Genomic DNA, 22,492 nt, shown 5'->3' with positions numbered 1-22,492 from the left:
TGTAATAGTATGATTTATGAAATTAAGCATATTAAAAATTATTTAAAAAATTGGGAGGATAAATTTGGATAATATAATAATTAGAGAAATGGTAGCTGAAGAAAGAAGGTTCGTGTGGGAACTTGGTAAATCAAGCTTTGGATTGGTTGAAGGTTTGGCATTTAAAAAGCCAAAAGAAGCTTTTATTGCAATAGTGGATGGTCATATTGTTGGTATGGCTTCTTATAGAATTTTTCCTGCGAAAAATGGTCAAAAGATTGGATATCTAGAGACAGCCTACGTAAAAAAGGGCTATGAGGGAAAAGGAATAGGAAGTGAACTTTATAAAAAGGTAACTATGTTTTTAAAAGAGCATGGTTGTAAAACTGTAACTGCCACAGTAAAAGATGATAATGTTGCATCATGGAAGCTCTTTGAAAATAATGGATATAATATTATGAGTTTTACACAGATGTTTCAAAACTATGGCTTAATTGGAACTGTGCAATTATGGATATATAGTACGCTTTTTATTGCTTCTGGATTTCATCTATGGAGTACCTCAGCACAAAAAAGTAATTCATCAATTCAACAATTAGGAATTTATATGATTTTAAACTTATTGATATTGCTCCCTATTTTATTGTTTAATAATAATTTACCTGATTTTAGCATCATTGTAGGTGCATTTTTTTCTTTGTTGATTATTTCATTAATTGGTGGTATGTTTGCAACTTTAATTTTGCCTGAAAAATGGACATTTACTGTTACACGAGGTGGATTGTTTATATCACTATTGATTACAGTATTAGGAGGTATATGGCCAATAATAGGTAGATTTTATCCTAAAGAGTACAAGCCAACTGCTAAATTTAGACGTAACATGGCTATTGAAGGATTGTTTGAATGGTTAGGATTATTGTGTTTTGTTTTGTGGGTAGCAGTTGAAGGACAATCACAATTTTGTGAATACATAGTTTCACTTGGAAAAACCTTGTTGATTTTACATAGCATACCTTTTTATCCATTTGAATGTTTTGGAGGAAAGCGTATTTGGGATTATAGTAAAATACTTTCAATAGCAACAGTAGTAATTTCTGTAGGGATATTATACATATTTTAGAAATGTAATTTTATAATTAAGATTTTAGATTAAAGTTTTATTAAATAGCAAACAATTAACTTATGAATTTAATTGTTATATGTGATAGATTATATTTTATCATAATAAAAAAGAGAGTTTTCATTATGATTATTATAGACCATTTGAAAGAACTCTCTTTTTTATAAAAAATTTATATAATTATTGCAGATAATAAAAAATTTATTATTATAAGTCTAATCTTCTAGTTATCATACATATAATAGTCAAAGTGTACAGAGTTAATCATTTTAAACATTAAATCTAAACAATATTACATCTCCATCTTTAACTATGTATTCCTTACCTTCTAATTTAACTAACCCTTTTTCTTTAGCAGCAGCCATAGTACCATGCTCAACTAAATCATTAAAAGCTATTGTTTCAGCTCTTATAAATCCTCTCTCTATATCAGAATGTATCTTTCCTCCTGCTTGAGGTGCCTTACTTCCAACTTTTATAGTCCATGCTCTAACTTCTTTTGGACCAGCAGTTAAGAATGAAATTAAACCAAGTAAAGCGTAAGAAGATTTTATAAGTTTATCAAGTCCTGATTGTTCAAGACCTAATGTCTCCAAGAACTCTTTCTTTTCTTCAGGAGAATCAAGTTCAGAAATTTCTGCTTCTATTTGTGCACATACAACAACCACTTCAGCATCTTCTGTTTCTGCAAATGCTTTAACTTGTTGAACATACTTATTATTTTCTCCATTATCAGCTAAATCATCTTCTGATACGTTTGAAGCGTATATAACAGGTTTAGATGTAAGTAAATCTAGTGAATTTACGAATACTTGTTCATCTTCTGTAAATTGCATAGTTCTTACACATTTACTATCTTCTAAAGTAGACATGATTGATTTTAATAAATCAAGTTCAGAACCTAAAGTCTTATCAGCTTTAGCAGCTTTTTGAGTTTTATGAATTCTTCTTTCAAGAATTTCTATATCAGAGAAAATTAATTCTAAGTTTATAGTTTCTATATCACGAAGTGGGTCTACAGAGCCATCTACATGTATAACATTTTCATCTTCAAAGCATCTAACAACATGGACTATTGCATCAACTTCTCTTATATGTGATAAAAATTTATTTCCCAAACCTTCTCCTTTAGAAGCACCTCTAACTAAACCAGCTATATCACAAAATTCTATAGCAGTAGGGACTATCTTTTCAGAATTATATAATTCTTGTAGCTTGTTTAATCTTTCATCTGGAACAGATACAACTCCAACATTTGGGTCTATCGTACAAAAAGGGTAATTTGCAGATTCTGCACCTGCTTGAGTTATTGCGTTAAATAGTGTGCTTTTACCTACATTTGGTAAACCAACTATACCTAATTTCATATTAATCGTCCTCTCTCTTATTCTTTTTTATATTCTTTATATAACTTTAAACAATCAATCTATAGGATTGTAAAATTGTTTTAATTATAGACATACATATTGATTATACATCATATATATTAAGCTTGTAAACTAGACTTTAAAGCAGATTGATTTAAATAATATTTGAATTTAATTTAAATAAAAATATTGCTTTTAGAAAATAATAAAAAGGATATAATTAAATAGAAGGTTTTTATATGTTAGTATATACAATTAGAAAATAAATAAATTTCAATTTGAAAATTGATGTTTAAATAAAAATAGGAGGTACATATGGTTAATACTAAGAAAATAATAAATTTGGGTAATAATATTAATCTTACTTTGATAAAAACAGAAAAGTTTAAATCAAATCTTATAAGTTTATATGTTCAAAGATTACTTGATGAAAAAGAAACTACAAAAAATGCTCTAATTCCATCAATAATAGCAAGTGGAAGTGAAAAATATCCTAGTGCTAGAGCAATATCTAATAAGTTAGATGATTTATATGGTTCATCTATGGGAGCTGATGCTGTAAAGCGTGGAGAACGCCAAGTATTGAGTTTCAAAATAATTAATATAAGTGAAAAATATTTAGATGAGAGTATATTTGAAGAAGTAGTGGAATTTTTTAATGAAGTAATAAATAACACGCTTGTTGTAGATGGTGGATTTAAAGAAGAGTATTTAAACATTGAAAAAGAAAATTTAAGGGAAAAAATACAATCAGTAATAAATGATAAAAAAGAGTATGCACAAGACAAATGTATTGAGGCTATGTGTAAAGATGAAAGATATAGTATAAGTGAATTTGGTTATGAAGATGAAATAGATAGTATAACTCCAAAAGATTTATATGAACATTATAAAAATATACTTAAAACATCACCAATAGATATAGTTGTAGAAGGTGATTTTGATGAAGATAAAGTTATAGATATAATAAGTAAGAATCTAAAATTTGAAAGAGAAGATATTATAGATATACCAAGAGCAGATTTTATAAAAAATGTAGATGAAGTAAAAGTTGTAGATGAACAAATGGAAATAACTCAAGGTAAGCTAGTTATGGGTTATAGAGCAAATATAGATTATGCAGATACAGATAAATATTATGCTCTTGTTGTGGGAAGCAATGTATTAGGTGGCGGACCTCATTCTAAATTATTTGTGAATGTAAGAGAAAAAGAAAGTTTATGTTATTATATATTTTCTTCAATAGAAAAATATAAAAGTATTATGTTTATATCTTCTGGTATAGAAACTAAAGATTATGATAAAGCTGTGAAACTGATAAAAGAACAAGTAGAAAGTATAAAAGCAGGAGATATATCTGATGAAGAATTAGAAAACAGTAAACTTGCCTTAGTTAACTCTATGAAATCTATAACGGATAATATAGGTGGTATGTCTGATTTTGCTTTTTCTCAGTCTATGTCAAAGACAAATTCTGAAGTAGAAGACATAATATCTAGTATAGAAAAAGTTACTAAAGAGGATATAGTGGAAGCTATAAAAGATATAGAGCTTGATACTATATACTTTTTGAGAAATTAATGGAGGAAATGTCTATGGAAAAAATAGTTAATGATATATTAAGAGAAGAAGTTTATTATGAAAAATTACAAAATGGGCTAGATGTATATTTTATGCCTAAAAGAGGTTTTACTAAAAAATATGCTATTTTGGCTACTAATTATGGCTCAAATGATTTGGAATTTATACCAATTGGAGAAGATAAAAAAATTAGAGTAAATGAAGGAATAGCACACTTTCTAGAGCATAAAATGTTTGAACAACCTGATGGAGGAGATGCATTTGATAAATTTTCTAAATTAGGAGTAAATGCAAATGCATTTACTAATTTTACAATGACAGCATACTTATTTTCTGCTACTGAAAATTTTTATGAGAGTTTAGAACATTTAATTGACTATGTACAAACACCTTATTTTACAGATGAAAATGTTGAAAAGGAAAAAGGTATAATAGCACAAGAAATAAAAATGTATAATGATGACGCTGACTGGAATGTATATTTTAATTGTTTGAAGGCAATGTATGTAAATTATCCTGCTAGAATTGACATAGCAGGAACAGTAGATAGCATATATAAAATAACTAAAGAAGAACTATATAAATGTTACAATACTTTTTATAATCCAGGAAATATGGCTTTATTTGTTGTTGGTGATTTGGATGTAGAAAAAGTTATAGATGTAACTAAAAAATCAAATAACTATGATGTAGATAAACTTTCTAAGAGTATAGAAAGGTTTTATCCAGAAGAACCTAAAAGTGTAAAAGAAAAAGAAGTCATAGAAAAATTTCCTATATCTATGCCTATGTTTAATATAGGATTTAAAGATAGTAATGTTGGTTTAAAAGGAAAAGAGCTTTTACGTAAAGAGATTGTAACTGACATACTTGTAGGTATGTTATTTAAAAAAGGAAGTAAACTTTATGAAGATTTATATATGCAAGGATTAATAAATGAAAATTTTGGAGCTGGATTTTCATCTCAAGTAGATTATGCTTTTAGTATAATAGCAGGAGATTCTAAGGAACCTAAAAAGGTAAAAGATATAATTATTGAGTATATAGAAAACTCAAAAAAAGAAGGTTTATCTAAAGCGGAATTTGAAAGAACTAAGAAGAAAAAAATTGGTTCTTTTATTAAATGCTTTGATTCAATAAACTTTATAGCAAACAGTTTTATATCTTATATATTTAAGGATATAAATATATTGGATTATTTAGATGTTATTAAAGATATTACTTTTGATGAAGTGGAAGAAAGATTAAAAGAACACTTTAAAGAAGAGTATTGTGTTATTTCTATTGTAGAACCTAAATAAAGATTTAATATAATAAGAATAACTAGATAAATGCTAAATTGTAAGGTTGAATACTTATCTTGTTTAAATAAGAAATAAATTTATGTAAATTAAGTTGAAAAATTTAAGAATCGTATATAAAAATGTATAAGAGGTTGGTGCATAAATGTACCAATCTCTTTGATTTTAAAGAATTTTATAGCAATTATATTGGTATAATATATGTAGTATATTATAGGTATTTGTAGAATTGATTTTAATATTTTTTGTAGAATTAACATTAATATGTTATCATAATTTAGTATAATTACAATTAATTGTAAAGATAATATATTGCTTTGGAAATATTTTTAATTAATACGAAGAGGTGAAGTTATGGATAGAGTGGCATTTACACTGTTTGGAATAGACATCATGTGGTATGGAATTCTTATGGCATGTGGAATGATTTTAGGGACTTTAATTGCAATAAAAGAATCAAAAAGAGTAGGCATTAAAGAAGACGATGTATTAAATGTAGCTATAATAGCCATTCCAGCTGGATTAATCTGTGCAAGAATCTATTATGTAGTATTTAATTGGAGTTATTATGCTCAAAATATGTCTCAAATCTTCAACTTTAGAGGTGGCGGACTTGCTATACATGGAGGTTTAATTGGTGGAATATTAGCAGGTTATATATACACTAAGGTCAAAAATATTAACTTCTTAAAAATGGCTGATACAGTTATACTTGGAATGCCTTTAGCACAAGCTATAGGAAGATGGGGTAATTTTATTAATGGAGAAGCACATGGAGGTGCGACTAATTTACCTTGGGGAATAATGGTTGATGGAGTAAAGGTGCATCCAACTTTTCTATATGAATCTATATGGGATTTTGGCATATTTATAATTTTATTGCTATTTAGAAAAAATAAAAAATATGAAGGTCAAGTTATAGTTACTTATGTAACTCTATATTCAATTGGAAGATTTTTTATAGAGGGATTAAGAACAGATAGTTTAATGTTAGGACCACTTAGAATGGCACAAGTTATAAGTCTAATTGGAGTTATTGGTGGTATAATTGCACATATTTATTTATCAAAGAGAAATAAAAACAATATTAGTGAACAATAGTTTAAATAGTGAATTTAAGGGAGGTAACTATGGAATTTCATCACGTATCAGTTCTTTTAAATGAGTGTATAGAAAATTTAAATATAAAGCCAGATGGAGTATATGTAGACTGTACTATGGGAGGAGCAGGTCATTCTAAAGAGATAGTAAAAAAACTATCAGATAAAGGATTATTTATAGGATTTGACCAAGATAAAAATGCTATAAATACAGCAAGAGAGAGATTGAGTGAATATGAAGGTAGAGTAAAGTTTGTTCATAGCAATTTTGAAAATATAAAAGAAGAGTTAGAAAAAATAGGAGTTCACAGGATTGATGGGGTACTAGCAGATTTAGGAGTATCATCTCATCAACTTGATGAAGCAGATAGAGGTTTTTCTTATATGCAAGATGCACCACTTGATATGAGGATGGATGTCAGATGTGAGTTTTCTGCATATGATGTTGTAAATACTTATACAGAAGATGAACTTGCTAAGATAATAAAAGATTATGGAGAAGACAACTGGGCTAAACGTATAGCTAAATTTATAGTTGAAGAAAGAGCAAATAAATCAATAGAAACTACAGGTGAATTGGTAGATGTAATTAAAAAGGCCATTCCTAAAAAAGCTAGAATAGATGGACCTCATCCAGCTAAAAGAACTTTTCAGGCTATACGAATAGAAGTAAATAATGAGCTTGGAGTAATTACGAAGATGATAAATGATGCTTCTTCTATAATGAATGATGGTGGAAGAATATGTATAATAACATTTCATTCATTGGAAGATAGAATAGTAAAGAATGCATTTAAATATCTAGCATCAGATTGTATATGCCCACAGCATTTGCCTATATGCCAGTGTGATAAAGAATCTGAGGTAAAAATAATAACTAGAAAACCAATATTACCAAGTGATGAAGAAATAGAAGTAAATCCACGTTCAAGAAGTGCTAAGTTAAGAGTAGCAGAAAAAATATAACTTTTACAATCTAGAATTAAAGAGTAAGCTTGTGTAAATGAGAGCTATTATACGCAATTAAAAAGTATGATAGATTATGTTGTATTAAAAGGTAATTGCGATACAGTTGATAGTATAAGGTATATTTTTGTTACTGATATAAGTTATGAAGATTGAAATACAAAAATATGGAGATAGATAATATAATGAAGAGATTAGTAATAGAAAATAGATAAACTAGTTACATATTGTACTTATGGAAAATATTATCTTAATATAATATAAGTAATAAAAATAAATAAAAATTAGTATATAACCTATAGATTCAATATAAGAGTATAAGTGAATTTATAGGTTTTTTTGTTGTGTATAGAAAAAATTACAATTAGATTGTTCAATAGTGTATTAATTTAGCAATTGAATTTTAGAGGAAGAGATATGAATAATAACAAATATAGTATAGAGGAAAATCTAAAATCTATATTATCGGGGTGATAATTTGAAAAAAAATTATAAAATACATAATCTAAATGAATATAAAAATAAGAAAAAGAATAATTATAAAAAGAGAAATAATAAAAAAATAGGGACTAAATGTATTTTATTGATTACAACCTTTATAGTAATAATATTGAATCTATGTGGTTATTCAAAAATCTCAGAAATGAAATATGACATTTATTATTTACAAAAAGATTTAAGAAAAAAAGAGATAGTACTAGAGGAACTAAAGGCAAAAGAAACTGAAAAAACATCGATAAAAGAAATTGAGCTAAAGGCAAAAGAATTGCTCAATATGGACTATCCAAAAGATGGACAAATAAAGTATATAGATGTGGATAACTAGGGGGAATAGATTTGAGAAAAGTAAAGAGGATAAGTAAAAAAAGATTGGTACTCGTTCTTATTCTAGCATGTGCATTGTTTTTTTGTCTTGTTATCAGGACTGGATACCTACAACTTATGAAAGGAAATTGGTTAAGCACAAAAGCACTAGAACAACAGACCAGAGATATACCAATAGAACCTAAAAGAGGAACTATATATGATAGAAATATGAAAGAGTTAGCAGTAAGTGTAACTAAGTACACTGTATGGTGCAAACCTGTAGAAGTAGAAGACAAAAAAGAAGCAGCTCAAAAGGTAGCTGATATCTTGGATGAAGACTATAAAGATATTTATGCTTTAATAAGCAAAAAAAATATGGCTCTTGTAAAAGTTAAAAGATGGATAGATGATGATAAAGCAACTCAAATAAGAGATGCTAAATTAGGTGGAATATGGGTAGCAGAAGATAATCAAAGATATTATCCATATGGAAATTTTGCACCATATGTACTAGGACATACTTCTTCAGATGCAACAGGTATATCTGGCATAGAAATGCAATATGATAAAAAATTAAAAGGAAAACCTGGAAAATTAATAGTAAGTACTGATGCTTCAGGTAGAGAAATACCACAAGGAATGGAAAAATATTATGAACCTGTTCAAGGTAATGGGCTTGTTTTGTCTATAGACGAAGTAATTCAACACTATACTGAAAAAGCAGTACAAAAAGCTTATGAGATAAACAATGCAAAAAAGGTTACTGCAATAGCTATGAATCCTAAAACTGGTGATATCCTTGCTCTAGCATCAAAACCAGACTATGACCCTAATGATTCTAGAACACCAATATATCCATATTATCAAGAAGAACTTGAAAAGTATAATGATAAAGAAAAAATAAAAGGTTATTATCAAATGTGGAGAAATCCAGCAGTAAGTGATACATATGAGCCAGGTTCTACGTTTAAACTTATCACATCTTCTAGTGCTCTTGAAGAAGGCGTGATTAAAGATGGTGAGAAATTCACCTGTACAGGTAGTGTAACTGTTGGAGGAAGAAAGATTAAATGTTGGAGACACTATAGACCTCATGGAACACAAGAGTTTAAACAAGCAGTACAAAACTCTTGCAACCCTGTATTTGTTGAGTTAGGAAGTAGATTAGGTGTTGGAAAAATGTATGATTATATAGAATCTTTTGGTCTTATGGATAAGACTGGAATTGATTTACCAGGAGAAGCTAAAGGAATACTGTATAACGAAAAAAATGTAGGTCCAGTTGAACTGGCTACAATATCGTTTGGTCAATCTATATCAGTGACTCCAATACAACTTATAACAGCTATATCATCAATAGCAAATGGTGGAGATTTAATGCAACCAAGAGTGGTAAAATCTTATACTGATAACAAAGGTAATATAACTGAAACAGTAAAACCAAAAAAAGTAAGAAGTGTTATATCTAAAGAAACATCTAAGAAAATGTTAGAAATTGCAGAGTCAGTTGTAAGTGAAGGTGGAGGAAAGATAGCATATATACCAGGTTACAGACTTGGTGGAAAAACAGGTACAGCTCAAAAAGTTATAGATGGTAAGTATGCTCCAGGAAAATATATATGTTCATTTGTTGGAATAGCACCTTGTGATGACCCTCAAATTGTAGTTCTTGCTATTGTTGATGAGCCAACAGGAGTGAGTGCATTTGGTAGTACTACAGCAGGACCAATAGTAAAGGAAATAATGAATGATTCCTTAAAATATTTAGGCGTTAAACCAGTATATAAAGAAGAAGAAAAAGCTGAATATGAAAAGAAACAAGTTCAAGTCCCAGATGTAAGAAATTTAAAAATAGGTGATGCCGTAAAGGCGTTAGAAGATGCGAAGTTAAAACCAGACTTAGATACAGATATAGAGCTTCCAGAGAATACAAAGGTAAAAGATATCTTCCCAAAACCTGGAGTAAAAGTTAATGAGGATTCAAGTATAACACTATATTTTGAAAAGTAAAAAGTAACAGATAATTAACATATACCCATAAACATCTTCAAAAAAACAGAAATATAGTATATAATTATAAAGTTAAGAGTTATCGTAGGCAATGTATATATAACGGTATACATTGCCTTTTGTTGCTAAGACAATATAACTAAGGTTTTAAAGGAGGAGTTTGATAATGGAGTGCTTAACAATAAAAGAGTTAGTACTTGCAACTAATGGGAAGTTAATATATGGAGATTATAATGACTGTGTAAGTGATATAGTTATAGATAGCAGGGAAGCAAATGCCCAAAATGCATTTGTAGCCATAGTTGGAGAAAATTTAGATGGGCATACATTTATAAAGTCTGCATATGATAATGGATGCAAAACTTTTATAAAAAGTGAAAGTAATGGAATAAAATTAGAAAGTTCGGATATAAATTTAATAGAGGTAAAAGATACATCTTTAGCCCTAGGAGATATCTCAAGATATTATAAAGAAAAATTTGATATCCCATTTATAGGTGTTACAGGTAGTGTAGGAAAAACTACGACTAGAGATATGATATATTCTGCCATATCTGCAAAACTAAACATATTAAAAAATGAAAAGAACTTAAATAATCATTTTGGAGTTCCATTGACTTTATTTAATTTAAATAAAGAACATGAGTGTGCTGTAATAGAGATGGGAATGTCTGGTTTTAATGAAATAAAATATCTAGTAGATATAGTAAATCCAAAAATTGCAGTAATATCAAACATAGGATTATCACATGTAGAAAAACTAGGTTCACAAGAAGGTATTTTAAAAGCAAAGATGGAAATTACTTCTAACTTTAATGAAACAAATACTTTAATTGTAAATGGAGATGATAAGTTTTTATCTACATTAAAAGAAAAAGAACATGTATATAAACTAAAAACATTTGGATTCAACAAAAATAATGATATTTATTGTGAAAGTTACACTATGGAAGAAGATAGTCTTACATTTATATGCGTTATAGATGGAAAAAAAGAGGAAATATTTATACCAACAATAGGAGAACATAATATATATAATGCTATGTCTGCAATATTGGTTGGAATGTGTTTAAATATTTCTTTAGATTATATAAAAAAAGGTTTAAAAAATTTCAAAGGGACAAAAATGAGACTAGACATAATAAAAAATGAAAAATTAACAATAATTAATGATTCATATAATGCTAGTCCAGATTCTATGGATGCTGCTTTAAAGATACTTGGAAGATATAAAGGTAGAAGGGTAGCAATACTTGGAGATATACTAGAAATGGGTGAAATTTCAGAGTATGGTCATAGATTAGTAGGAAAATCATCTATGAATAATACTGATGTTATAATAACTATAGGTGAAAAATCAGTGTTTATTGGAGAAGAGGCAAAACAATTAGGATTCAACCCAGCCAATATATATCACTTTGAGAATAGAGAAGAAGTACTTAACAAGTTAGACGAATTAGTAAAAACAGGAGACACTATTTTAGTAAAAGGCTCAAGAGGCATGAGATTAGAAAAAATAGTCGAATATCTAAATAAATAAGCTTAAACTAATGAGTTGATTGACAAGGGAGAGGAGTTTTACGATGTTAGGAATAACAGAGCTTACGTACACCGCATTGATTGCGTTTTTAATAGTAATTATAATAGGACCAATATTTATACCAATGCTTAGAAAATTTAAATTTGGTCAGACAGTTAGAGATGATGGACCTCAAACACATCTAGCTAAAAATGGAACACCTACTATGGGTGGAATTATAATGATAGTTGCAATTCTAATAACTGGACTTACAAGAGTAAAAGTTAGTCATGATATGGCAGTAGGTCTTATATGTATTGCTGGTTTTGGTTTTATTGGTTTTTTAGACGACTTTATAAAAATAAAGTTAAAAAGATCACTTGGACTAAAAGCATATCAAAAAATAATCCTTCAAGTTGCATTATCTTTTTATGTTGCTTTTTATCAGTATACATCATCGTCAAGTGCTTCACAACTTATGATACCATTTACAGATTTTGTAATAAATGTTGGAATATTATATATACCAATAATGATGTTTATAATCGTAGCAATAGTAAATGCTGTGAATTTAACTGATGGTTTAGATGGATTGGCGTCAGGAGTAACTTTAATAGTTTCTGTATTTTTTATGCTATTTGCAAGTTCTATTGCTGGGAACACAGAAGTTGCAGTTTTAGCAGCAGCAACTGTCGGAGCATGTTTAGGCTTTTTAGGATTTAATTCATATCCAGCAAGAGTATTTATGGGAGATACGGGTTCAATGGCATTAGGTGGAGCAGTTGTAGCATTTTCAGTTCTAACTAATTCAGTGCTTATAATACCTATAATTGGAGGAATTTACTTTGCAGAAGCTCTATCGGTTTTGATTCAAGTTGGATATTTTAAAGCGACAAGAAAGAGATTCTTTAAGATGGCTCCAATACACCATCACTTTGAACAATGTGGTTGGCCAGAGACAAGGGTTGTATTCGTTTTTTGGATTATCACAGTTGTTTTAGCTTGGATAAGTATAATAGCAGTATTTTAGGCCTAGGGGGAATTAAAAATGAACTTAAAAGGAAAAAAAGTTTTATTAGTAGGACTTGCAAAAACTGGTATATCTACAATTAAACATTTAGATAAATTAGGTGCAAGTATAATAGTGAATGATATTAAAGATGAAAATAAATTGAAAAACATACTTGATGAATTGAAATCTATAAATGACATAGAATACATATTAGGACATCATCCAGAGGATGTAGATAGTATAGATATGGTAGTAGTATCTCCAGGGGTACCACTAGACCTACCATTTATCTTGAAATTAAAAAATTCGGGCAAGTATATAATTGGTGAAGTAGAATTAGCTTTTAAATTATCAAATAATCCAACTTTTATAGGGATTACAGGTACAAATGGTAAGACAACTACAACTAGCCTGGTAGGAGAAATTTTTTCGAGAGCAAAAAGAGATACATATGTAGTTGGTAATATAGGAAATCCTGTAATAGATACTATAGAAACTTCAAATGAAGAGTCTGTGCTTGTAACTGAACTAAGCAGTTTTCAACTTGAGAGTATAGATGAATTTAGACCTAAAGTAAGTGCTATACTAAATATCACAGAAGACCATTTAAACAGACATCACACTATGGAAAAATATATAGAAGCAAAAGCAAATATATTTATGAATCAAACTGCTGAAGATTTTTGTATATTAAACTATGATGATGAGACAGTAAAAAATCTAACTGACAAATGTAATGCTAAAGTAATTTACTTTTCAAGAACTCAAAAAGTAAATGGAGGAGTATATTTAGAAAATAATGACATAATAATAGATATAGATGATAAAATCAAATTTCTAAATAAAGATGATGTAAGTTTACCTGGAGGTCATAATTTAGAAAACTGTATGGCAGCTATAGCAATAGCATATGTCTGTAAAGTTGATTTAGACGTTATAAGAGATGTATTGATGACATTTAAAGGCGTTGAACACAGACAAGAGTTTGTACGAAACTTAGACAATGTAATATATGTAAATGATTCAAAAGGGACTAATCCAGACTCTACTATAAAAGCTGTACAGTCTTACAATAGACCAATAATACTTATAGCAGGAGGAATGGATAAAGGCAGTAATTTTGATGAACTTTTTGAAACTGCAAAGTCATATGTTAAATCAGTAGTCTTGTTAGGAGAAACTGCATCAAAGATAGAAAATTGTGCAAAAAATAAAGGATTTAATGACATACATATAGTAAAAGATATGGAAGAAGCAGTTAATACTTCTCATGAGATTTCAAAAAGTGGAGATATAGTGCTTCTTTCACCAGCTTGTGCAAGTTGGGATATGTATGAAAGTTTTGAAGTAAGAGGAAAAGACTTCAAAGATAATGTAAACAATTTAAAATAATCTCTTACCTCTAAACTTACTTAAATGGAAGAATGGAGGTATATTAGTTGGATGCCTAAAGAAAATTTGAAAAAACAAATTGACATAAGGATGAAGACTGAATTTGATGGAGTAGTATTTTATACTACTATGCTTTTAGTATTTGTAGGAATAGTTATGGTGTTTAGTGCAAGTTTTATACAATCTTCATTTAAACACAATGATGCGTACTATTTTCTAAAAAAGAATGTAATATATGCTATACTTGGGTTTATAGTTATGATTATTACATCAAGGATAGATTATAGTTTTTGGAAGAAAAATGCTACAGCAATTGGAGCTATAGCAGTAGTATTATTATTGTTAGTTCTAACCCCTTTAGGGATAGAAGCAAACGGAGCAAAAAGATGGTTAGGAATAGGTGCCTTAACATTTCAGCCCGCAGAAATAGCTAAGTTTGCTACAATAATATTAACTGCAAAATTAATTGAAAAAAATTATGATAAGATAAAATCTTTGACAAAAGGTGTTGTACCACTTCTCGTAGTTCCAGGGATATTTTTTGCGTTGATAATACTTCAGCCAAATCTATCAACAGCAGGTACTGTAATTTTAGTTACGTTTGTAATGATATTTGTTGCTGGAATGGATATGAAAATTGTATTTGCTATGATTGGAAGTGGGGCTGCTTTATTTGCTGCATTGGTAATTGCTGAACCTTATAGACTTAGCCGTGTCACATCGTTTTTAGACCCTTTTCAAGACCCTCTTGGCAAGGGGTATCAGGTAATACAAGGTTTATATGCACTTGGTTCAGGTGGATTGTTTGGTTTAGGCTTAGGAAAGAGTAAACAAAAGTATTTTTATATACCAGAGCCACAAAATGACTTTATATTTGCTATAATAGGAGAAGAGTTAGGATTGATTGGTTGTATAATAGTTATTATGCTATTTGTAGCCTTGGTCTACAGATGTGTAAGAATAGCTTTGAAGACTTCTAATGTATTTGCTTGTATGGTTGTCATAGGTATAGGGGCACAAATTGGAATACAAGCAGCTTTAAATATAGCAGTTGCAACATCATCAATGCCAGCTACAGGTGTGGCACTACCATTTATAAGTTATGGGGGAACCTCGCTCACCATCTTTATGGGAGCTATAGGCATAGTGTTAAACATCTCAAAGCATGTCAAAATTAATTAACAGGAGATGATGATTTGATGAAAGTTTTATTATCAGGCGGTGGAACTGGAGGACACGTGTATCCAGCTATAGCTATTGCTAACAAAATAAGAGATGAGCATCCAGACGCTGAGATAATTTTTGTTGGGACGGAAAAAGGAATAGAATCAGAAATAGTTCCTAAGTATGGATTTGAATTAAAGACTGTAACAGTACAAGGATTCAAGCGAAAAATAGACTTTGATAATGTAAAAAGAGTTTTTAAGCTTTTTAAAGGTTTGGAGCAATCAAGAAAGATTGTTAAGAAGTTTAAACCAGATGTAGTTATAGGAACTGGTGGATATGTTAGTGGACCCGTTTTATTTAATGCATCTATGGGGAAAATACCAGCCATAATACATGAGCAAAATTCTTTTCCTGGTGTAACCAATAAGATTTTATCTAAAACGGTTACTAAGGTACTTACAAGTTTTGAAGATTCACATAAAAGATTTCCAGAGGCAGCAGAAGAAAAACTAGTTTTTACAGGAAATCCAGTTAGAAAAGAAATTTTATTATCAAGAAAAAATATTGCAAGAAAGAATCTTGCAATAAGTGAAGAAAAAAGAATGGTTCTTTGTTATGGTGGTAGTGGAGGCTCAAGGAAAATAAATGATGCAATGAGACTTGTAATAAAGAACATGGTAAATGAAGATATAGCTTTTATATTTGCCACAGGGAAAAGCTATTATGATGAGTTTATGGAAAGTATTAGCGATATAAATCTTAAGCCATACCAAAAAGTTGTACCTTACTTGGAAGATATGGCAAATGCACTTGCAGCAAGTGACTTAGTTATAGGTAGTGCAGGAGCAATTTCATTAGCTGAAATAACAGCTCTTGGAAAGCCATCTATAATAATACCTAAAGCATATACTGCTGAAAATCATCAAGAGTATAATGCTAAAAGTATAGAAAAGCAAGGGGCAGGGATTGCAATTTTAGAAAAAAACCTAACTCCAGAGAGCCTGAATACAGCAGTATTTAAACTTTTAGGAGATAGAGAACTTTTGGTTGATATGGCAAATGCAAGCAAAACTATAGGGAAACCTGAAGCCATAGACCTTATATACGATGAGATAATAAAAGTATACAATTCAACGCAGAAGTCATCATCTAAAAAAACAAAAAAAGAAAAAGTTGTTGAAGAAGTAAAAGAAATAAAAAAAGAAGCAACTCCAAGTATAGAAGGTCAAGCCAAAGTAATAGGAATAAAGAAAAGGTAAGTCAATATTTACCCCTAATTTATAATATATTAGATTTTCTAAATTATTATAAATTAGGGGTTTATTTGTATGTACACAAGTCTAAAGATATAAAAATATATATATCCTTTTGTATTTATTTTGATGAAATATTGATTTATTTCTATTTATTTACATTTTATTTAGATGTTTTGTAAGAAAATGAAAAAATTTGACTTTAAATATTATAATTTTCTTGTAGGAAAAATAAGCTCTAAAGGTGTATTTATTAACCAAAGGGGTTGATTATATTTGAAAAAGAGAAGGAAGTTAAATACAAATAATGTCATGATAGTTTTAGTCTTTATACTTATGCTATCTTTTGGGATATGTATGATTGTAAAAAGTGATTTATTTGATGTAAAGAAAATAGATATAGTAGGAAATAAGAGAGTGACTAAATCAAATATAATGAAAGAACTAAATATAAATTTACATGAAAATATATTTGCATATGATTTTAAATATATGAAAGATAATCTTATGAAAAATCCATATATAGAAAATGTAGAAATAAAAAGAAAATTTCCAAATAAAATAATTATAAGTTTAAAAGAAAAAGAAATCTTTGCAGTATTAAAAGATGAAGATAATTATTGTTATATAGATAAGAAAGGTAATTTGTTGGAGGAACTTAGAGGTTCTAATGAAAGTAAAAAAGATTTAATAGTAGATGTAGATTATAGCGTTGATGATGATAAAGCAATAAAATTTAAAAATTATAAAACTAAAGAGAATGTATTTAAAACTTTAAATTCTTTAAAAGAAGAAGGACTTTATAGAAAAATAAATTATGTAAACTTAAGAAAAGAAAGCAATATAGATATGCTTACAAGAAGTAATATAAAAATCTTACTTTCTAATGATGATAACTTAGATTATAATATATCTAGGGTAAGTAAAATTCTGATTGACCTGCAAAATAAAAATACCGATGGAGGGACTATAAATCTCAATTATGGAAAATTAGCTGTGTATAGTCCTGAAGGATAGACAATTGTAAGGAAGTGATATATTGAAAAAAAGATTTATAAATAAAAGTATAATCATAGGAAGCATTGTATTAGGTGTTCTTGTTAGTTTACAGCTTAAAATTATTAATATAGAAAATAGAGGTATGACAACTTTTAAAAGAGGAGAGCAACTTACAGAAGAACTTAAATCTCTAAAAAAAGAAAAAGAGGATTTACAGTCAGAAATTAATAGTGTGAAGAAAGATATAGAGACTTATAGAGGTAAAAATGATGAAGGAGAACAAGATATAATTAAGTCAGAAATAGAAAAATATGAAACATTAGCTGGATATACAGATGTTGAAGGCAAAGGAATAAAAGTTGAGATAAATTCTGTAAAAGACTTAGGAAGCTCTGATAAAAACGATAGTATATTATATAACTATGATTTATTACTATCAATGATAAATAAATTAAATTCAGCACAAGCAAGTGCTATATCTATAAATGACCAGAGAATAGTTTCTAATACATATATGTATTTAAAAGAGGATAAGCTTTACATGAATGACACTGTTATAAAAGAGCCAATTATAATAAAAGCAATTGGTGATTCTGATACATTATCTTCTGCACTTAATATAAAATATGGTATTGTCTGGGAAATAGAAACGTATTATAATGCTAAGGTAAAAGTAACTAAAGAAGACAATGTAGAAATAGATGGACATGGTGATATAAACAAAGTAGAGAGGAACTAATAGTATGAAAAAGAAAATGGTTATATTAGGAGCATTCATATTAGGCGTTTTCATATCAACTTATATAAAATCACTAGACCCAAATAAAGTGTACATAACATTGAGTCAGACTGAAAGTATTGAAAGTGAGATAGAAAATACAAAGAAAGAAATAAAACATTTAAAAGAAGCGCTTAAAAGTAACAAAAAAACTTTGAATGAATATAAAGAAGCAAAAGAGAATGGAAATGAATCTATACAAACACTTATGAAAAAAGAGCTTGAAGAAGTCAAAGAATTAAGCGGTTATTCAACTGTTACAGGGCCAGGCATAACGATTACTATGAAGGATAGTGACAGAGAATTAAAAGATGGTCAGAATCCAAATGACTTGATTATACATGACATTGATATTTTAAGAGTTTTAAATGATTTAAAAAAAGCTGGTGCAAAAGCAATTTCTATAAATGGAGAAAGAGTACTATCAACTAGCAAGATAAAATGTTCAGGAGCTACTATCACAGTAAATGATACTACATATGGACAACCATTTATAATAAAAGCCATAGGAGATATAGATTTATTGAGTGCCGCTATAAATTCTCCAGAATCATATGCTAAGTCTCTTAAAGATATATATGGAATCAATATAAAAATACAGGAAAATAATGGAAATAAAGTGGATTTATTCGCAAAATAAAGCGAAAAATATAAAAAAATAAAGAAAAAATAAGAAAATTTAATAAAAAGGATTGTAATATAGTTGCGTTTCAAAGTAAAATAAAGAGGTGAGGATTTATGATATGGGTTTTAGGAGGATTGGCATTTGGTGTTGTAGTAGGTTACTACATTCCATTTACATATTCTATGGATTATTCCATATATATGTCAGTAGCTATTCTTGCAATAATGGATTCTATTTTTGGAGCGATAAAATCCAGTTTTGAAGATAACTATGACAATGTAATTTTTGTTACTGGCTTCATAGGGAATGCTATATTGGCTATATTATTGACTTATATAGGAGAAAAATTAGGTGTTTCTCTTTACTATGTTGCTGTATTAGTTTTTGGTATGAGATTATTTAATAATTTATCCATAATTAGACGTTATGTTGTTAGCAATATTATGAATAAGAAACGTAAAAATTAAAGAGCATTTGATATATACGTAAATTATTTTATACTCAAGAGTAATATTTGACAATATAAGTAAGAAAATTAAAAAGGAAAATTTACGTTTTTGTGGAATATGTTACTTAAAGGTTAACAAAATAAAAGAAGAAAATGATATAATTAATACATACGATAACTTTGAATCATGAGAGAAGGGGGTTTATGATGCTAAACTTTGACGTAGAATTAGAAGAATGTGCACAAATTAAAGTAATAGGTGTAGGTGGCGGTGGAAACAATGCTGTCAATAGAATGGTAGAAGCGCAACTAAAAGGCGTTGAATTTATATCAGTAAATACAGATAAACAAGCTTTATATACATCAAAAGCTGAATATAAAGTTCAAATAGGAGAAAAATTAACTAGAGGACTTGGTGCAGGAGCAAATCCAGAAGTAGGAAAAAGGGCTGCTGAGGAGAGTAAAGACGAAATAGTGAAATTGCTTCAAGGAGCTGATATGGTCTTTGTTACAGCCGGAATGGGCGGTGGTACTGGTACAGGAGCTGCTCCAGTAGTTGCAGGCTTAGCAAAAGAAATGGGTATACTTACAGTAGGTGTAGTTACAAAACCTTTTGCATTTGAAGGTAAGATAAGAATGAAAAATGCTGAAGGTGGAATAGCAGAACTTAAATCAAAAGTTGATACTCTTATAACAATACCAAACGATAGACTTTTACAGATAGTACAAAAAAATACTTCGATGTTAGATGCTTTTGCAGTTGCAGATGATGTATTAAAACAAGGTATACAATCAATTTCTGATCTTATAGCAGTTGAAGGATTAATAAACCTAGACTTTGCAGATGTTACTACTATAATGAAAGATAAGGGTCTTGCTCATATGGGTATAGGTAGTGCTAGTGGTGAGACTAGAGCAATAGATGCTGCTAGACAAGCTATTCAATCTCCACTTCTAGAAACATCAATACAAGGAGCTAAAGGAGTTCTTCTTAACGTTACTGGTGGACCTAACTTAGGATTATTTGAAGTTAATGAAGCATCTACTTTAGTTATGGAATCCTGTGACCCAGAGGCAAATGTTATATTTGGTGCTTCTATAAAAGAAGACTTAGGTGATGAAATAATGATTACAGTAATCGCAACAGGATTTGAAGGATTACAAAGTGGTATTTTAGACTTAGATACTAAGCCTAAGTCAAGCATACGTTCTTCATTAAATACAACAGTAAAACAAGCTGTAAAAGAAATTGAAGAAGAAGTAATTGTTGAGGAAAAAATAGAAGCTCCTAAAAAAGCAAGTATAATTGAAGAAGATGATGATGAGAGCATGGAGATACCTACATTCCTAAGAAGAAGAAGATAATATGTAAGCTTATAAAGAAGTCAGTAGACTTCTTTTTATTTTGCCTAATTTAAACTCCTAAGACATAAAAATACATTGCAATATTTTGAAATGTAAAAGAAGTTTTTTAATAAATGAATAAAAACAACATATATAGAAAAAAATGATAGTTGTAAGAGTTAGTATAGTTTTTTATGATTAGACAAGGGTAGTCTTATTTGTTAATATTAAATCTGAATTAAATTGTAAATATTTGAGGAAAAAGACAAATTAAAGTCTGAAAGGGGATTAAGCATGATTAAGCTAAAAAGAATTCTTTCTTTAGTGATGGTAGGTGTTTTATCAGTATCAATTCTTGCTGGATGTTCAAAAAAAGAAGATTCTAAAGGTAAAGATGGTAAAGAAAAATTAGTTGTATGGTCTGCACCATTGACAGACCATGATGCAGATGCATGGAAACCAATATTGGAGAAATTTGAAAAGGAAAATAATTGTGAAATTGAATTCCAGATAGTACCTTGGGATAACTATGCAGAAAAATATGCAACTGCAATAAGTGCAGGTGAAGGTCCAGACATAGGATACATGTATGCAGAGATGTTTCCTCAATTTATAGAAATGGGCGCAGTTGAAGATTTGACACCTTATCTAGAAAAATCAGGAACTTCAGATAATTATCTATACTTAGATAATGCAAAAATGATGGGTGGTATTTATGGATTACCTATAGAAGCTGCTAACCCAGGTGTATTGTATTATAATAAAGACATACTAGAAAAATTAGGAGAGAAGCCTCCTAAAACATGGGATGATTTTAAAAGAATTTGTGAAAAAGCAACAAAAGATACTGATGGAGATGGAAAAATCGACCAGTGGGGTCTTGCACAAGGTTGGGGTTCTAAAGTATTTGGAAGCTTAAACTGGAACTGGTATCCTTATTTATGGCAAGCTGGTGGAGATATATATAATGATGATTTAAAATCAGTTAAATTTAATAATGAAGAAGGTTTAAAAGCTGCAAACTTTATAAATGATATGAAAAAATATATACCAGACAATGCTTTATCAAAAGATAGCAATGAAATGGTTGAAAGTGTATTTGGGCCAGGAAAAGCTGCATTTACTATAATGTTATCTTCTGCTGCTACAAGCACTTTTGATAAATCATTTCCAGATTTAAACTGGGGATATGTAACTTCATTAGAAGATAAGACAGTTGGTAGTTTTGCATCAGTAGATGATTTAACATTAATGTCAGCATGTAAAAATAAAGAGCTTGGATTTAAACTTCTTGAATATATGTTAAGCAAAGAATCAATGGAAGCTTTCCATAAAGAAATACCAAGAGCTCCAGTTGCAAAAGGTGAAAAATATCAAGGAGACCCAAGATTTGAAGAAATGGTAACAAAAGATAAACATATGTATAGACCATTGACTGTTGGGCCTCATGGAGTAGAGATATATGAATACTTATGGAAACAACTTCAAATGATGATAGCTGGAGATATAACTCCAGAACAAGCACTAGATGATTCTGCAAAATATGCAAACGGATTATTAGCACAATAATTTGAATTTAAATTTATAGGCTGTGTAATTTGATTTTATACAAGTAAAAAATTTACTTGATATATTATTAAGTTACATAGTCTTTTTTTTATAAAAATATACCCCAAAAAGAACTAATAACTTCTACCTAGATATCTTAGATTCTACAAAAA

The 22,492-nt window shown here is 29.1% G+C and carries 19 protein-coding genes; 18 read left to right on the top strand and 1 reads right to left on the bottom strand.

Annotation, left to right across the window (positions count from 1 at the left end; all coding sequences use genetic code 11):
- The first annotated feature begins 64 nt into the window (after positions 1–64).
- A complete protein-coding gene (locus ACTG48_RS15210) occupies positions 65–1,102 on the top strand; it encodes a GNAT family N-acetyltransferase (RefSeq protein WP_479917278.1) in 1,038 nt (345 codons plus the stop codon).
- Positions 1,103–1,371: 269 nt separating this feature from the next.
- Here the strand turns inward: ACTG48_RS15210 and ychF are convergent, their stop codons facing one another.
- Positions 1,372–2,469, bottom strand: coding sequence for a redox-regulated ATPase YchF (gene ychF, locus ACTG48_RS15205; protein WP_021385477.1), 1,098 nt, complete (start codon positions 2,467–2,469; stop codon positions 1,372–1,374).
- A gap of 315 nt (positions 2,470–2,784) precedes the next feature.
- Here ychF and yfmF point away from each other — a divergent pair, with 315 nt between their 5' ends.
- The 17 genes from yfmF to ACTG48_RS15120 all read left to right on the top strand — a co-directional run bounded on the left by yfmF (position 2,785) and on the right by ACTG48_RS15120 (position 22,340).
- On the top strand, positions 2,785–4,050 hold the full coding sequence (gene yfmF / locus ACTG48_RS15200; protein ID WP_021385537.1) for an EF-P 5-aminopentanol modification-associated protein YfmF: 1,266 nt from the start codon (positions 2,785–2,787) through the stop codon (positions 4,048–4,050).
- 14 nt (positions 4,051–4,064) lie between these two features.
- Positions 4,065–5,351 (top strand): EF-P 5-aminopentanol modification-associated protein YfmH, encoded by a 1,287-nt coding sequence (gene yfmH / locus ACTG48_RS15195; protein WP_021385478.1) that lies wholly within the window; start codon positions 4,065–4,067, stop codon positions 5,349–5,351.
- A gap of 354 nt (positions 5,352–5,705) precedes the next feature.
- Complete coding sequence (lgt, locus tag ACTG48_RS15190) at positions 5,706–6,452, top strand: prolipoprotein diacylglyceryl transferase (RefSeq protein ID WP_479917277.1); 747 nt, start codon at positions 5,706–5,708, stop codon at positions 6,450–6,452.
- A 29-nt stretch (positions 6,453–6,481) separates the two neighbouring features.
- On the top strand, positions 6,482–7,417 hold the full coding sequence (rsmH, locus tag ACTG48_RS15185; protein WP_021385393.1) for a 16S rRNA (cytosine(1402)-N(4))-methyltransferase RsmH: 936 nt from the start codon (positions 6,482–6,484) through the stop codon (positions 7,415–7,417).
- Between the two features lie 478 nt (positions 7,418–7,895).
- The gene (locus tag ACTG48_RS15180) at positions 7,896–8,243 is read left to right on the top strand and encodes a hypothetical protein (RefSeq protein ID WP_021385411.1); all 348 of its coding nucleotides are present in this window, start codon (positions 7,896–7,898) and stop codon (positions 8,241–8,243) included.
- An 11-nt stretch (positions 8,244–8,254) separates the two neighbouring features.
- Complete coding sequence (locus ACTG48_RS15175) at positions 8,255–10,234, top strand: stage V sporulation protein D (protein WP_479917276.1); 1,980 nt, start codon at positions 8,255–8,257, stop codon at positions 10,232–10,234.
- A 166-nt stretch (positions 10,235–10,400) separates the two neighbouring features.
- The gene (locus ACTG48_RS15170; RefSeq protein ID WP_479917275.1) at positions 10,401–11,774 is read left to right on the top strand and encodes a UDP-N-acetylmuramoyl-tripeptide--D-alanyl-D-alanine ligase; all 1,374 of its coding nucleotides are present in this window, start codon (positions 10,401–10,403) and stop codon (positions 11,772–11,774) included.
- A 43-nt stretch (positions 11,775–11,817) separates the two neighbouring features.
- On the top strand, positions 11,818–12,783 hold the full coding sequence (gene mraY / locus ACTG48_RS15165; protein ID WP_021385460.1) for a phospho-N-acetylmuramoyl-pentapeptide-transferase: 966 nt from the start codon (positions 11,818–11,820) through the stop codon (positions 12,781–12,783).
- Positions 12,784–12,801: 18 nt separating this feature from the next.
- Entirely contained in the window at positions 12,802–14,157 is a 1,356-nt protein-coding gene (gene murD / locus ACTG48_RS15160; protein WP_021385568.1) for a UDP-N-acetylmuramoyl-L-alanine--D-glutamate ligase, read from the top strand.
- A 51-nt stretch (positions 14,158–14,208) separates the two neighbouring features.
- A complete protein-coding gene (gene spoVE, locus ACTG48_RS15155; protein WP_021385452.1) occupies positions 14,209–15,339 on the top strand; it encodes a stage V sporulation protein E in 1,131 nt (376 codons plus the stop codon).
- A gap of 17 nt (positions 15,340–15,356) precedes the next feature.
- Complete coding sequence (gene murG, locus ACTG48_RS15150) at positions 15,357–16,583, top strand: undecaprenyldiphospho-muramoylpentapeptide beta-N-acetylglucosaminyltransferase (RefSeq protein ID WP_021385369.1); 1,227 nt, start codon at positions 15,357–15,359, stop codon at positions 16,581–16,583.
- A gap of 270 nt (positions 16,584–16,853) precedes the next feature.
- Positions 16,854–17,594, top strand: a complete 741-nt coding sequence (locus ACTG48_RS15145; protein ID WP_479917274.1) for a cell division protein FtsQ/DivIB — start codon at positions 16,854–16,856, stop codon at positions 17,592–17,594.
- A gap of 22 nt (positions 17,595–17,616) precedes the next feature.
- Complete coding sequence (locus ACTG48_RS15140; protein ID WP_479917273.1) at positions 17,617–18,315, top strand: DUF881 domain-containing protein; 699 nt, start codon at positions 17,617–17,619, stop codon at positions 18,313–18,315.
- Between the two features lie 4 nt (positions 18,316–18,319).
- On the top strand, positions 18,320–18,994 hold the full coding sequence (locus ACTG48_RS15135) for a DUF881 domain-containing protein (protein ID WP_021385504.1): 675 nt from the start codon (positions 18,320–18,322) through the stop codon (positions 18,992–18,994).
- A 98-nt stretch (positions 18,995–19,092) separates the two neighbouring features.
- Positions 19,093–19,446: a small basic family protein gene (locus tag ACTG48_RS15130; RefSeq protein WP_021385508.1), complete on the top strand. Its 354-nt coding sequence runs from the start codon at positions 19,093–19,095 to the stop codon at positions 19,444–19,446.
- A gap of 188 nt (positions 19,447–19,634) precedes the next feature.
- Entirely contained in the window at positions 19,635–20,792 is a 1,158-nt protein-coding gene (gene ftsZ / locus ACTG48_RS15125) for a cell division protein FtsZ (protein WP_021385415.1), read from the top strand.
- 273 nt (positions 20,793–21,065) lie between these two features.
- Positions 21,066–22,340, top strand: coding sequence for an ABC transporter substrate-binding protein (locus tag ACTG48_RS15120; RefSeq protein ID WP_021385408.1), 1,275 nt, complete (start codon positions 21,066–21,068; stop codon positions 22,338–22,340).
- The last annotated feature ends 152 nt before the right edge of the window (positions 22,341–22,492 follow it).

Source organism: Clostridioides sp. LIBA-6822, from assembly GCF_056688955.1.
The sequence above is the reverse complement of the archived record's forward strand: the minus strand, read 5'-3'. Positions and strand labels throughout refer to the sequence as shown.

Excerpts from the sequence above, each read along its gene's own strand:
- ychF (WP_021385477.1), bottom strand. The coding sequence starts at position 2,469 with ATGAAATTAGGTATAGTTGGTTTACCAAATGTAGGTAAAAGCACACTA.
- ACTG48_RS15135 (WP_021385504.1), top strand. The coding sequence starts at position 18,320 with ATGAAAAAGAAAATGGTTATATTAGGAGCATTCATATTAGGCGTTTTC.
- murD (WP_021385568.1), top strand. The coding sequence starts at position 12,802 with ATGAACTTAAAAGGAAAAAAAGTTTTATTAGTAGGACTTGCAAAAACT.
- ACTG48_RS15120 (WP_021385408.1), top strand. The coding sequence starts at position 21,066 with ATGATTAAGCTAAAAAGAATTCTTTCTTTAGTGATGGTAGGTGTTTTA.
- mraY (WP_021385460.1), top strand. The coding sequence starts at position 11,818 with ATGTTAGGAATAACAGAGCTTACGTACACCGCATTGATTGCGTTTTTA.
- ACTG48_RS15130 (WP_021385508.1), top strand. The coding sequence starts at position 19,093 with ATGATATGGGTTTTAGGAGGATTGGCATTTGGTGTTGTAGTAGGTTAC.
- yfmF (WP_021385537.1), top strand. The coding sequence starts at position 2,785 with ATGGTTAATACTAAGAAAATAATAAATTTGGGTAATAATATTAATCTT.
- spoVE (WP_021385452.1), top strand. The coding sequence starts at position 14,209 with ATGCCTAAAGAAAATTTGAAAAAACAAATTGACATAAGGATGAAGACT.
- rsmH (WP_021385393.1), top strand. The coding sequence starts at position 6,482 with ATGGAATTTCATCACGTATCAGTTCTTTTAAATGAGTGTATAGAAAAT.
- murG (WP_021385369.1), top strand. The coding sequence starts at position 15,357 with ATGAAAGTTTTATTATCAGGCGGTGGAACTGGAGGACACGTGTATCCA.
- ACTG48_RS15170 (WP_479917275.1), top strand. The coding sequence starts at position 10,401 with ATGGAGTGCTTAACAATAAAAGAGTTAGTACTTGCAACTAATGGGAAG.
- yfmH (WP_021385478.1), top strand. The coding sequence starts at position 4,065 with ATGGAAAAAATAGTTAATGATATATTAAGAGAAGAAGTTTATTATGAA.
- ftsZ (WP_021385415.1), top strand. The coding sequence starts at position 19,635 with ATGCTAAACTTTGACGTAGAATTAGAAGAATGTGCACAAATTAAAGTA.
- lgt (WP_479917277.1), top strand. The coding sequence starts at position 5,706 with ATGGATAGAGTGGCATTTACACTGTTTGGAATAGACATCATGTGGTAT.